At 58.9% G+C, this 12,633-nt stretch carries 14 protein-coding genes; 7 read left to right on the top strand and 7 right to left on the bottom strand.

Features of this window, described 5'->3' with window-relative positions; all coding sequences use genetic code 11:
* The first annotated feature begins 48 nt into the window (after positions 1-48).
* Positions 49-786 carry an orotidine-5'-phosphate decarboxylase gene (pyrF, locus tag ABLU50_RS03935; RefSeq protein WP_023318037.1) on the top strand — a complete coding sequence of 246 codons (738 nt, stop codon included), beginning with the start codon at positions 49-51 and terminating at the stop codon, positions 784-786.
* Entirely contained in the window at positions 786-1,112 is a 327-nt protein-coding gene (yciH, locus tag ABLU50_RS03940) for a stress response translation initiation inhibitor YciH (RefSeq protein ID WP_004203881.1), read from the top strand. Before pyrF ends, yciH begins: the two co-directional genes overlap by 1 nt.
* Before the next feature lie 129 nt (positions 1,113-1,241).
* Here the strand turns inward: yciH and osmB are convergent, their stop codons facing one another.
* The 7 genes from osmB to ABLU50_RS03975 form a co-directional block, all read right to left on the bottom strand.
* Entirely contained in the window at positions 1,242-1,460 is a 219-nt protein-coding gene (gene osmB / locus ABLU50_RS03945) for an osmotically-inducible lipoprotein OsmB (protein WP_002901783.1), read from the bottom strand.
* A 275-nt stretch (positions 1,461-1,735) separates the two neighbouring features.
* Positions 1,736-2,485, bottom strand: coding sequence for a DNA-binding transcriptional regulator YciT (locus ABLU50_RS03950; RefSeq protein ID WP_004203882.1), 750 nt, complete (start codon positions 2,483-2,485; stop codon positions 1,736-1,738).
* Between the two features lie 73 nt (positions 2,486-2,558).
* On the bottom strand, positions 2,559-2,738 hold the full coding sequence (locus ABLU50_RS03955) for a hypothetical protein (protein WP_004203883.1): 180 nt from the start codon (positions 2,736-2,738) through the stop codon (positions 2,559-2,561).
* A gap of 158 nt (positions 2,739-2,896) precedes the next feature.
* Positions 2,897-4,831: an exoribonuclease II gene (locus tag ABLU50_RS03960; RefSeq protein WP_080841118.1), complete on the bottom strand. Its 1,935-nt coding sequence runs from the start codon at positions 4,829-4,831 to the stop codon at positions 2,897-2,899.
* 81 nt (positions 4,832-4,912) lie between these two features.
* Positions 4,913-6,070 (bottom strand): carboxymuconolactone decarboxylase family protein, encoded by a 1,158-nt coding sequence (locus ABLU50_RS03965; protein WP_087832810.1) that lies wholly within the window; start codon positions 6,068-6,070, stop codon positions 4,913-4,915.
* A 188-nt stretch (positions 6,071-6,258) separates the two neighbouring features.
* Positions 6,259-7,047 (bottom strand): enoyl-ACP reductase FabI, encoded by a 789-nt coding sequence (fabI, locus tag ABLU50_RS03970; protein ID WP_004203888.1) that lies wholly within the window; start codon positions 7,045-7,047, stop codon positions 6,259-6,261.
* 198 nt (positions 7,048-7,245) lie between these two features.
* Positions 7,246-7,788 carry a HutD family protein gene (locus tag ABLU50_RS03975; protein WP_060657070.1) on the bottom strand — a complete coding sequence of 181 codons (543 nt, stop codon included), beginning with the start codon at positions 7,786-7,788 and terminating at the stop codon, positions 7,246-7,248.
* Between the two features lie 209 nt (positions 7,789-7,997).
* On the opposite strand from ABLU50_RS03975, the gene ABLU50_RS03980 reads away from it, so the two are divergent.
* The 5 genes from ABLU50_RS03980 to hutH are packed head-to-tail and all read left to right on the top strand — an operon-like array spanning position 7,998 to position 12,607.
* Positions 7,998-8,843, top strand: coding sequence for a transporter substrate-binding domain-containing protein (locus ABLU50_RS03980; protein ID WP_004203890.1), 846 nt, complete (start codon positions 7,998-8,000; stop codon positions 8,841-8,843).
* Positions 8,844-8,854: 11 nt separating this feature from the next.
* Entirely contained in the window at positions 8,855-9,574 is a 720-nt protein-coding gene (locus tag ABLU50_RS03985; RefSeq protein WP_004203892.1) for an ABC transporter permease subunit, read from the top strand.
* 9 nt (positions 9,575-9,583) lie between these two features.
* Positions 9,584-10,315: an ABC transporter permease subunit gene (locus tag ABLU50_RS03990; protein ID WP_004203893.1), complete on the top strand. Its 732-nt coding sequence runs from the start codon at positions 9,584-9,586 to the stop codon at positions 10,313-10,315.
* Between the two features lies 1 nt (position 10,316).
* Positions 10,317-11,111, top strand: a complete 795-nt coding sequence (locus tag ABLU50_RS03995) for an ATP-binding cassette domain-containing protein (RefSeq protein WP_060657071.1) — start codon at positions 10,317-10,319, stop codon at positions 11,109-11,111.
* A complete protein-coding gene (gene hutH / locus ABLU50_RS04000) occupies positions 11,108-12,607 on the top strand; it encodes a histidine ammonia-lyase (protein ID WP_087832811.1) in 1,500 nt (499 codons plus the stop codon). The genes ABLU50_RS03995 and hutH overlap by 4 nt, the downstream gene beginning before the upstream one ends.
* Positions 12,608-12,633 lie beyond the last annotated feature (26 nt).

Here is a 12,633-nt window from a genome sequence, read left to right on the forward strand (position 1 = left end):
TTTACCTTTTTTGCGCCCTCTGGCGCCCATCAACACTAAGGTCTGGTCATGACGTCAACAGCTATCCCATCTTCCCGCGCTGTCACTTCCTCTCCCGTTGTGGTTGCACTTGACTATGATAATCGCGATAAAGCGCTGGCATTTGTCGACCGCATCGACCCGCGCGACTGCCGCCTGAAGGTGGGCAAAGAGATGTTCACTCTGCTGGGACCGCAGTTTGTCCGCGATCTGCATCAGCGTGGGTTTGAGGTGTTCCTGGACCTTAAGTTTCACGATATTCCCAACACCACCGCCCGCGCGGTGGCGGCGGCGGCCGAGCTTGGCGTATGGATGGTGAATGTCCATGCCTCCGGCGGCGCGCGGATGATGACCGCGGCACGCGAAGCGCTGCTGCCTTTTGGTCAAGACGCGCCGCTGCTCATCGCCGTCACCGTCCTTACCAGCATGGAGTCCAGCGATCTGCAGGATCTGGGCATTACCTTATCTCCGGCTGATTACGCGGCGAAGCTGGCGGCGCTGACCCAACGCTGCGGCCTCGACGGGGTGGTGTGTTCAGCTCAGGAGGCGGTACGCTTTAAGCATGAGCTGGGACAGGCGTTTAAGCTGGTCACCCCGGGTATCCGTCCGCAGGGCAGCGACGCTGGCGATCAGCGGCGGATTATGACGCCTGAGCAGGCTCAGGCGGCAGGGGTGGACTATATGGTCATTGGCCGCCCGGTTACCCAGTCGACCGATCCTGCCGCGACGCTGCGGGCGATCAACGATTCTCTGCGCAAGGGGGCATAATGAGCGATTCCAACAGCCGCCTGGTCTACTCCACCGAAACCGGGCGTATCGACGAGGCGAAACCGGCGCCGGTGCGCCCGAAAGGCGACGGCATAGTGCGGATCCAGCGCCAGACCAGCGGCCGCAAGGGCAAGGGCGTCTGTCTGATTAGCGGGATTGATGCCGACGATGCGGCACTCACTGCCCTGGCGGCAGAGCTGAAGAAGAAATGCGGCTGCGGCGGCGCGGTGAAAGAGGGTGTGATTGAGATCCAGGGCGACAAACGGGATTTACTTAAGGCGCTGCTAGAGGCGAAAGGGATGAAAGTGAAGTTAGCTGGCGGCTAATCGTTTTTTCAACCCTAATTAATGGCCAGGTGAAATAACAAGGCCGCGGTGAATGCCGCGGCCTTGAATGATTTAACGTGCGTAAGTCAATTCGTATGAATTATTCTTTTATTTCGTCAGGTAATTATATTATTTGCCGACCTGGTGACCAATAATACCACCGACTGCTGCGCCACCCAGGGTACCGAGTGCGCTACCGTCAGTTAACACCGCACCGCCGATGGCGCCGGCGCCTGCACCGATTGCAGTGTTACGATCGCGTTTAGACATGTTAGAGCAAGCGCTCAGAGACATTGCTACAGTGACAGCCAGAACAACAGCAGCCATTTTTTTGCTCGTTGAAGTCATCATTTTTTTCTCCTGAATAATCTATTCATGGATTACGGCGCTCCTTTAAGCATAGCCTGATAAAGCAGCTTTAGGGCAATTCCATGAAGTTAGGGTGCGCAGGTATCACGAAAATCACGCAGGTGATAGTCACTTCCTGTTATATCGCTAATAATAATTCTACTTTTTTTTAAATTTATCGTCAGGTAAAAAATCTTAATTACCGGCTCGGAATACTCTCAGAGCGTAATTTCGCCCCGTTCGGCGTGGTGGCAGGGCACGGGGCGGGTGGAATATCAGATGTACGGCACAATATCGACGGTCAGGCCGCTGCGCAACAACTGCTCACGGCAGTCGTTCGGCAGACGATCGTCGGTGATAACGCGATTAAAGCGGCCGGCTGGGCCAAGCGGATAGGGGTGCACCGCGCTGAATTTTGAGCTGTCGCTGAGGATAATCGCTTCGCAGTGCTTCTCCAGAACGGCGTTAACCACGTCCGCACGCATCATATCGCGGCCGGTAAAGCCGGTTTCCGCCTGCCAGCCATCGATCCCGATGAAGGCCTTACTGAAATGCACCTGTTGAATGAACTGGCGGGTCAGTGGGCCAACCATACTTTCACTGCGTTTCTGGTAAATCCCGCCCAGCAGGATCACCTCTCCCGGCGTCTCTTTCAGCAGATGGGCGATATAGCTGCTGACGGTGATGATGGTGATATCGCCGCGTTCAGCCAGGGTGCGCGCCAGCAGGGCGTTGCTGCTGCCGTTTTCGATAAATACCGTTTCGCCGGCATTCACCAGCGCCGCGGCGCGGCTGGCCAGTTCACGCTTAATGGCGAAATGGGTCATCATGCGGGTTTCGACATCTTCACTGTCCAATGGGACGGCGTAGCCATGGGTGCGGCGCAGATAGCTCTGCTTCTCCAGCAGGTTTAGATCCTGACGGATGGTGACCTCTGAGACACCGGTCATCTTCGCCAGATCGGCGACGCTCATGCGGCCTTTATCGATTACCACTTGCAAAATACTTTGTTGTCGGGCGTTCATAGCAACATCACTGTTAGGGGGCTATACGGCGAGCAACCGGTCAGCATCGCCGGTTGCGGCATGTGGGCGATAATCAGATTTCCCAGGGCGCTTTGGGTGGTTTGTTTTGCTCGGCGTCGTCTGCCGCCAGCGCCAGCAGTTCCGCTTTGAGGATTTCCAGATTATGGATCGCAGAGTGGTAATCACCGGCAACCAGAATATCCAGCACGGTATCGATACGTTGGGCGAGCAGGTGGGCATTCACATCTGACATGGCATTATCCTGGTAACAAAAACGAATGAAATCAATGATGCTAAAAATGGGTGAAAAAGAGAAGCGAAAAAAACGCACAACCTTAATCGTTGCGACGGAAATGACGGGACAGGGAGGAAAGAAGGAGCGGTTCCCGAAGGAACCGCTGTGAAGAGACGTCAGGCTGCAGGACGAGCAATGATGCTACGCGTTTCCATGCGGACTTCAGCGATAGTGACATCGATAACATCGGTCACCTTGTAGACCACTTCTCCCTTGATCTGCACGGTGCCGTTTTCCTGGCTGCAGACCAGTTCGTCGCGCACGGCGTGGAGGAACGGGGCCGGAATAAAGGCGACCGCGCCATTGTCCACCAGACGTACGCGCATTCCACCGCGGCTGATGTCGATGATCTCCGCCGCAAAGCGGGTGTCGGTACCGGCTTTATCGTTGAGGAAACGGGCATACAGCCAGTCGGCGACATCGCGTTCGGCCATGCGGTTGAGACGACGGCGCTCCGCCATCTGCACGGTGGCTTCATCCTGTGGGCGCGCAATGGTTTCGCCTTTGATGATGGCCTTCAGCAGACGGTGGTTGATCATGTCGCCATACTTACGGATCGGCGAGGTCCATGTGGCGTAGGCCTCAAGACCAAGACCAAAGTGGGGGCCCGGCTCGGTACTGATTTCAGCAAACGACTGGAAACGACGTATGCGGCTGTCGAGGAAACCGGTCGGCTGAGCGTCCAGTTCGCGGCGCAGCTTGCAGAAACCTTCCAGGGTGAGCACTTCCGTCGGATCAACGTGTACGTCGTGGGTCTTCAACAGGGCCGCCAGCTGTTCGGTATTCGCCGGGTCGAAGCCGGTGTGGACGTTATAAACGCCGAAGCCAAGCTTGTCGCGCAGCACGCGGGCGGCACAGATGTTGGCGGCGATCATCGACTCTTCGACAATACGGTTGGCAATACGACGCGGCTCCGCGACGATGTCCAGCACTTCGCCTTTTTCGCCGAGGACGAAACGGTAATCCGGGCGGTCTTTAAACACCAGCGCGTGGGTCTGACGCCATTCGCTGCGGCGCTGACACACGTCCTTCAGCAGCGTAATTTGCTGCGCGATCGCCTCGTTGCCCGGCTGCCAGCTGCCGCGGCCTTCCAGCCAGTCAGAGACATCGTCATAGGCCAGCTTGGCTTTTGATTCGATGGTAGCGGCAAAGAACTCGATATTGTCTTCGATGGTGCCATCGGCCGCCAGGGTCATCCGGCAGGCCAGCACCGGGCGCACTTCATTGGCACGCAGGGAACACAGGTCGTCTGACAGTTCGCGCGGCAGCATCGGGATGTTGAAGCCTGGCAGATAGTTGGTAAAGGCGCGTACTTTTGCGGCGTTATCCAGCTTGCTGCCTTCGGCAATCCACGCGGTCGGGTCAGCGATCGCCACCGTCAGCAACAGTTTGCCGTCGGCGCCAGATTCGACATACAGCGCATCGTCCATATCTTCTGTACTGGCGCTGTCAATGGTGACGAAGTCGAGGGCGGTCAAATCGCGGCGAGTCAGCCCTTCGTCAAGCATTTCGGTGGCGACGCCGTCCGGTGCCTCTTTCTCAAGATTATGGCGCGCCAGCGTCACCCACCACGGGACGAAGTGATCGTCGCTGAAGGTGATGAACTGGGTCAGCTCCGCGTAAAAGCCGCGGTCGCCTTTTAATGGATGACGGCGCATTTCTGCGACGGCCCAGTCACCCTGTTTGAAATCATGCTCAACGCCACGGGCGGCGCGGCAGGGAATGGCGTCTTTCAGCAGCGGATGGTCAGGAACGATAGCGAGGCGATCGTCTTTTTTCTGGACTTTACCGACGAAACGGGTCAGGAAGGGCTCAACCAGCGATTCCGGTTCGGCGCTTTCGCGTTCTTTTTCAGAATGGATCACCGCAACGATACGGTCGCCATGCATCACTTTTTTCATCTGCGGCGGCGGAATGAAGTAGCTCTTCTGAGCGTCCACTTCGAGGAAGCCAAAGCCCTTTTCCGTGCCCTTAACGACCCCTTCCGCGCGCGGCGTCTGGGAATGCAGTTGCTGTTTAAGCTGCGCTAGCAGCGGGTTATCCTGAAACATAATTAGGTATTTTCGTGGCTAAAAGAGCGGCTGACATTTTTACGCGATTATGCCTGTCGCAGCAAGCGCTGTTTCAGCAATTTACGTCTGCTGACGCACATAGCCGAGGGCGATTTTCAGACGATTCATCCAGCCGCATAGTCCGCTCCAGGTTAACAGATCGATCGCCTGTTCCGCTGAGAGTCCATATTCGCCGAGGGGGGTTAACTGGGCGGCGCTAAACCGGTCCGGGGAGCGGGTTAACAACTGTACCGCGGTAACGAGCGCGCGCGACCGCGAATGCTGCCCAAGCCAGCGATGGAGAGCCTGATCGCCCTCGCGCAAATGGCTGCCGAACGCTTCTTCACCGTGCCAGTGGGAGAGCCAGGCGTCAAAACAGGTGGCGCTGCCATTGGTGCGCGCGGTGAGTAAGGCGACCTGCGGGCCAAAGGTACCGTTGCCGCTGAGCTGGCGTAACAGCGTCTCCAGAGGCGCCATCAGCTGCGGGTCGCAGGCCAGCAACGGAGCCAGCGGGCCCAGGCCGGGCAGTGACTGCCAGCTGGCGATACGCCGCTGGCGCTCGTCATCGGCATACTGCAGATCGGGATCCTCAATGTCGGTTACCCACTCTCCTGGTGGGTTGACGAACAGGTCGGCGGGCGCCTCCTCTTGCTGCGGCATACCGGGGATCCAGCGCACCGGGAAGCCCTGGGCCGCCTGCAGCACGGCAATCGCCCGCGCCTGGAAGCCGACGAAACCGATAATCTGGTTGATCAGGATAATATCCCGACTGGTCAGGCCCACTTCGTCGAGCTGGCTGCGGGAAAGGGCGTTAATAACGGAGGGTGAACCGGCGAGCTGACGAGCGTATTGGGTGATCTGCGCCAGACGACGGTTGCTCTCGCGCGAAGAGTCGGGCCCCGGCAGGGGCGCCAGGCGGGCGGCATAGTGGTTACACAGCCGCTGGACGCCGTAGACCTGGGCGACGGTGAGCGCAGTGCTCAGGCGATCGTAGGCGGTAAAGGTTTGCAGGCGGCTCACCGCCACCTGGTCGGGAAACAGCCGCTCGGCCAGCTGGCGCGCGGGGCGTAGCCAGCCTGCGTGGGCGTGTAGCCAGGCGTCCGGCAGCGTCAGGTCCAGCAAAAAGCGGTCTTCAACATGGGCGGCTTCAGGGACGAGCGGCAGGACATCCACCGGGCAGATTGTTGACTGGGTTTCGTGATACCAGTGGTTTTTGCCATTCACGCGGCGTGGCTCCATGGGCTTTCCTTGTTCGGTATGTGGCGAACCGCCGTTCCGCGGATCGTTTATGCAGAACTATCCTGGCGTAACCCGGAAGCAGGAGAAAATATTGATACGTGCTAACAAATAGCCGATTGGAATAACAGGGGGTGCACAAGGCCTGGGAAGGGAGAGCCCTCCTCACCGGGGCGAGGAGGGTAAGGAACTTATTTCAGTTCCAGCTCGTTCATGGCGGCGATGCTGAACCCGCCATCAACGTGAACGACTTCACCGGAGATACCCGCAGACAGGTTGGAGCACAGGAAGGCTGCGCTGTTACCCACGTCTTCAATGGTGACGGTGCGACGGATCGGGGTGACCGCTTCGCAGTGCGCCAGCATTTTACGGAAATCTTTGATACCGGACGCGGCCAGGGTACGGATCGGACCGGCGGAGATAGCGTTGACGCGAACGCCTTCCGGACCCATCGCGTTCGCCATATAGCGCACGTTAGCTTCCAGAGAGGCTTTCGCCAGACCCATGACGTTGTAGTTCGGGATCGCGCGCTCGGCGCCCAGGTAGGAGAGCGTCAGCAGAGCAGAGCCCGGGTTCAGCATTGTGCGGCAGGCTTTGGCCATCGCCACGAAGCTGTAGGCGCTGATGTCGTGCGCGATTTTGAAACCTTCGCGGGTGACCGCGTTGACGTAGTCGCCGTCTAACTGGTCAGCCGGGGCATAACCGATAGAGTGGACGAAACCATCGAATTTTGGCCAGACTTTTTCCAGCTCGGTGAACAGCGCGGTGATGCTCTCGTCTTCAGCAACGTCGCACGGCAGCACAATGTCAGAACCCAGCGCGGCAGCAAACTCTTCAACGCGACCTTTCAGTTTTTCATTCTGATAGGTGAATGCCAGTTCCGCGCCTTCGCGGTGCATTGCCTGCGCAATACCGTAGGCGATGGACAGTTTGCTGGCGACGCCAGTGATCAAAATGCGCTTACCGGAAAGAAAACCCATAGCTTTAATCCTTATCGTTATTGCTTATTTTTACTTTAACAATCATAACGTTAACATTGTTATTTCAAAATAACTCAAATTTAGCCGGGAATTATATCCCACTGACGACCCCTTGTGTCACGATATTTTTCAGCCGGCCCGCGCCGCGCGGGGCAAAAGCCGATCGTGATGGCTCAAGTATACCCTTTTCTCAGCTGATTATTTGAGCGCAATCGTCGCCAGCAGGAGGCGCCCATCGGCGCCGAGAGGCCGCAGCTCGCCCGGGGCGTTGCCGCGCCAGCAGAGACCGCTGCCGGCGGCGCAGCGCCGCCCGGCCAGATCCCACTCCCCCTGCAGCACATAAGCGACGCCTTCGGTGGCCGCTCGCTGCCGGTCGCTCACCACTTCAACCTTCGCTGAGGCTCGACCCCGCTGGGTCATGACATTGAAGTCCAGTCCAGGCTCAACGATCCCGACGCTGGACAGCTCCCATTCGCCGGGGAATGCCCACGGCTGCCAGAGCGCCAGCGGATGGTCGATCTCCTCCCCGCGCAGCCGTAGCGGTTGCCCCGCCAGCAGGACGATCGTCCGGTCGACCCCGGGAAAGGGGGAGAAAGGGCCATCGGCCTGCAGGGTGGCAATGCTCGCGCGCCAGAGAAAAGGGGCATCTACGGAAGGAACGGCGATAATTTCCCGCGTGGCGCCGGCACCGTTCTTCCACGGCGTGACGGGTAAAGTAGCGTAATCAAAATACGTGATCATAGTTTGCTCGGCGGAAATCTGGAGTGGATAGTATTTGTTACACGCTTGTCTCAATGTGCTTACAAATTATTTACAACAGGGCTCACAAATCCATCATTGAGCGCGTGTGCGGGTTTGTCAATGCTTGTATATACATGAGCAGTCATCTGCGAATTATCTTATCGCCGTGACCAGAGCCATCATGACAAAACGCGATCGGGAGAATGAAAATGCAACAGCGTATTACTTTCCGCCAGGCCTGCCTGGTCACCCTGTTTTCGGGGCTACTGCTGTCTGGTGGCTCAACATACGCTAAAGAGTGGAAATCGATCACCATCGCTACGGAAGGCGGCTATGAGCCCTGGAATTTGACGCTTCCCGGAGGGAAACTCAGCGGCTTCGAGCCCGAGCTAATGGCGAATTTATGCCAGCGAATGCAGATCGAATGCAAACTGGTGGTGCAGAACTGGGATGGCATGATTGCCGGACTTAACGCCGGAAAATATGACGTGATCATGGATGCTATCGTCGTCACCCCAGAGCGTTCGAAGGTAGTGGCGTTTACCCAGGCATACGCTGCCACGCCGGCCTCTTTCATTGCGGTAAAAGGGTCGCTGCTACCGCCGTCCCCGGCGGTCAAACTTCATGATGATGAGAAAGAGATTCAGGCGGCGATTGCGCCTCTGCGCGCGGCGTTGAAAGGGAAAACCATCGGCATCGCTTCCGGTACCGTCTACACCCCGTTTATTGATAAGTATTTCAAGGATATCGCTGACGTCCGGGAATATAACAACTCAGCGGATGCGATCCTCGACCTGCAGGCTGAGCGCATCGATGCGGTGTTTGATGATATTACCTTTGCCAACACCACCCTGTCGCGTCCGGAGAATAGCAATCTGGCATTGAGCGGTCCGCTGATGAGCGGCCCAATCTGGGGAGGCGGTGAGGCGATGGGTGTGCGCCTTACCGATACCGATCTCAAAGCGAAACTGGATAGCGCCATTCAGGCGGCGCTGGCCGATGGGACGGTAAAAAAACTGAGTGAGAAATGGTTTAAAAGCGACGTGACTCCCTGAGCGAGGCAACCATGTTAAATCTTCTGAGTTTGGGTGAAAACGGGTGGGGGACGCTGATCCTCAGCGCAACGCTGACCACGTTGCTGCTGTCGCTTGCAGCGCTGGCCGTCGGTGCGGGCGTGGGCGGCGTCATCGCCGCCGCGAAATTGTCCCGGCACGCGCCAGCGCGCTGGTTCGGCGCCGCCTGGTCGGTGGTATTCCGCGGAATCCCTGAATTACTGGTGATCTATCTGTTCTATTTTGGCGGCTCAGGGATGATTTCATGGCTGGGTCGCCTGTTTGGCGCAGACGGCTTTATTGAGGTGCCGCCATTTCTTATTGGCGCCCTGGCGATTGGTTTGATCTCCTCCTCGTATCAGGCGGAAGTCTACCGTGCTGCTCGCCTGGCGTTGATGCCCGGTGAAGTGGAGGCAGCTACCGCCATTGGCATGCCGCGCTGGCGGATCCTGCAGCGCATCCTGCTGCCGCAGATTGTCCGTTATTCGCTGCCGGGGTTGTCCAACGTCTGGCAGATGAGCCTCAAAGATTCGGCGCTGGTATCAGTGACCGGGATGGTTGAACTCATGCGCGCCAGCCAGATTGCCGCTGGCTCTACCCGCGATTATTTCCTGTTCTATCTCATCGGCGGCGGTTGCTATTTGATCCTGACGCTGCTCTCTAACCGCGCGTTTACCCGGGCGGAGAGCCATCTGAACCGCGCCTGGCTGCGTCGCAGCGCCGCGCAGGCGTAAGGAGCCCGTATGATTATCGATTTTGCCTTCCTCGGTGAGACGTTGTTGAAGCTCGGCGCGGCGCTGCCGGTGACGCTGGGGCTCTTTATCTGCTCTTTTATGCTTGGCGGCGTGCTGGCCCTTGGCGTTCTGGCGCTGCGAATGAGCCGCTGGCCGCTGGCAAGCGGCTTCGCCAAAGGCTATATCCTGATCTTTCGCGGCTCGCCATTGCTGATCCAGTTGTTTCTCATTTATTACGGGCTGGGTCAGTTTGGGGTGATCCGCCACAGTTTCCTGTGGCCGCTGCTGCGCGAACCCTTCATCTGCGCCGTTCTGGCGCTGGCGCTCTGTACGGCGGCCTATACCGCGGAAATTCTGCGCGGCGGGTTGCTGGCGATACCGCCGGGTCAGATTGAAGCCGGCCAGGCTTGCGGTATGTCGCGCTGGCTGCTGCTGCGGCGGATCATTGCCCCGGTGATGCTGCGCTATGCGCTGCCAGCCTACTCCACGGAGGCCATTTTGTTGGTCAAGTCGACGGCGCTGGCAAGCCTGGTGACCGTCTGGGACGTCACGGGGGTGGCCCAACAGATTATTCAGCGTACCTACCGGACGATGGAGGTATTTCTCTGCGCGGCGGCCATCTACCTGCTGCTCAATTTCATCATTGTGCAGTTGTACGCCCTGCTTGAACGGCGTTTAACCCCGCATACCCGGCCAAATCCGGCGACCGTGTCGCTCAAGCCGATAACCAAAGGAGAGTAAGATGCTCGATTCACGTCCGGTGACCTTATCGGTCAGCGATATTCATAAGTCCTTTGGCTCCCTGGATGTTCTGAAGGGGATCACCATCCAGGCGCAGCAGGGCGATGTTATTTCGATCCTTGGCGCCAGCGGCTCCGGTAAAAGTACGCTGCTGCGCTGCATTAACCTGCTGGAAACGCCCGATGCCGGAGTGGTCAGCGTCGGCGGGGAGACGATTGAAATGAAACACCACGCTCGCGGGCATCGGCTGGCGGCGAATCCCCGGCAGATAGAGCGCCTGCGCTCGCGGCTGGGGATGGTCTTCCAAAGTTTTAACCTGTGGTCGCATATGACGGTCCTGCAGAATGTCATTGAGGGGCCGCATTATGTGCTCAAACGCGATAAACGGACCTGCATTGAACAGGCCGAGCAGCTGCTGGAGCGGGTGGGGATGTTGAACCGAAAGGATTTTTATCCGGCGCAGCTCTCCGGCGGCCAGCAGCAGCGCGTGGCGATAGCCCGCGCGCTGGCGATGGAGCCGGACGTCATGCTCTTTGATGAACCCACCTCAGCGCTGGATCCTGAACTGGTCGGCGAGGTGCTAAAGGTGATGCGCAGCCTGGCGGAGGAGGGACGGACGATGCTGGTGGTCACCCACGAGCTGGGATTCGCCCGCCATGTCTCCAACCGGGTGGTCTTTATGCACCAGGGGACGATTGACTGCGACGGCGCGCCTGAGGCGCTGTTTGGCAGCAAGGGATCCGCGCGCTTTAAGCAATTTATCTCCAGCCATCAACAGCCAGGACAGGTCGTATGAAAATGATCCAGTGGGGCGATGCGCCGATACGCTGGCAGGAGGTGGCTTGCGTCGCCCGGGGCGAGGCGACCTTGAGCCTCAGCGACAGCGCCTGGGCGCGTATCGCGCAAGGACGGGCGATCGTCCAGCATATCGTTAAAGCCGGCCAGGTAGCCTATGGGATCAATACCGGGCTGGGGGCGCTGTGCAATATTACGCTGCCGGAAGCGCAGCTGCACCAGCTGTCGCGCAATACGTTGCTCAGCCATGCCTGCGGGGTGGGACCGTTGCTGGAGGTCGCCCCAACCCGGGCAATTATGTGCGCCGCGGTGGCCAATTTCAGCCACGGTAAATCCGGGATCTCCGCCGGGATAGTGCAGCAACTGTTGGCGTTTTTGCAGCATGGCGTCACCCCTCAGGTGCCCTCCCAGGGGTCAGTTGGCTATTTAACGCATATGGCGCATATTGGCCTGGCCCTGATGGGGGTTGGCGATGTGCTGTGGCAGGGGCGAACGTGGCCTGCGGCAGAGGTCCTGTCGCAGCTGAATCTGCAGCCCATCGCGCCGGGAGCGAAAGAGGGGCTGAGTCTGGTCAACGGTACGCCGTGCATGACCGGTCTGGCCTGTCTGGCGTTAGACGACGCCGAGCGCTTAATGGACTGGGCCGATGTAACCGGCGCGATGAGTTTTGAAGCGCTGCGCGGCCAGCTTGTGGCATTCGATGCCGAGATCCTGGCGCTGAAAGCCAGCCCCGGTATCCAGACCAGCGGCCAGCGGCTGCGTGAGCTGCTGGCGGACAGCCCTCTGCTGGCCGAAAGTCAAGGACTTCGCACCCAGGATGCGCTAAGCCTTCGCTCGATGCCTCAGGTGCATGGCGCCTGCCGCGATCAGTTTAGCCACGCGCAGACGCAGATAAATATCGAACTCAACGCCTGTACCGATAATCCGCTGATCCTGGGGACCGTTGAGCAGTGGCGGGTGGTCTCCCAGGCGCATCCGCACGGCGAATCAGTGGCAATGGCCTGCGATTTGCTGGCCATTGCCATGGCAGAGCTCGGGGCCATCGCTGAGCGACGCCTTGATCGGCTGGTGAACCCTCTGGTGAGCGGGCTGCCGGCGTTCCTGGTCGCCCGACCGGGCGTGAATTCAGGGATGATGATTGCCCAGTACGTCGCCGCGTCGTTGTGCGCGGAAAACAAGCAGCTGGCGCAGCCGGCGGTGCTGGATAATTTTGTTACCTCGGCGTTGCAGGAGGATCATTTAAGCCTGGGCACCAGCGCTGCGCTGAAACTACAGCGCCTGCTGGGCAACCTCTATCAGATCCTCGGCATCGAATATTTACTCGCTGCCCAGGGGCTCGATTTTCACGAGCCGCAGAAGCTGGCCGCGGGCACGCGCCGGGCGCGAGACCTGCTGCGCGAAAGCGTGCCTGGCTGGGAGGCCGATCGTTGGCTGGCGCCGGACATTGCCAGCGCGGTGGTCATCCTTAAGCGAACCGCTGGCCACGCGCCGGCGTGAGGTCAGCGGGCGAGGTGAATGAGACG

This window comes from Klebsiella sp. GG_Kp173, assembly GCF_040062415.1.
Classification (GTDB): Bacteria; Pseudomonadota; Gammaproteobacteria; order Enterobacterales; family Enterobacteriaceae; genus Klebsiella; species Klebsiella quasipneumoniae.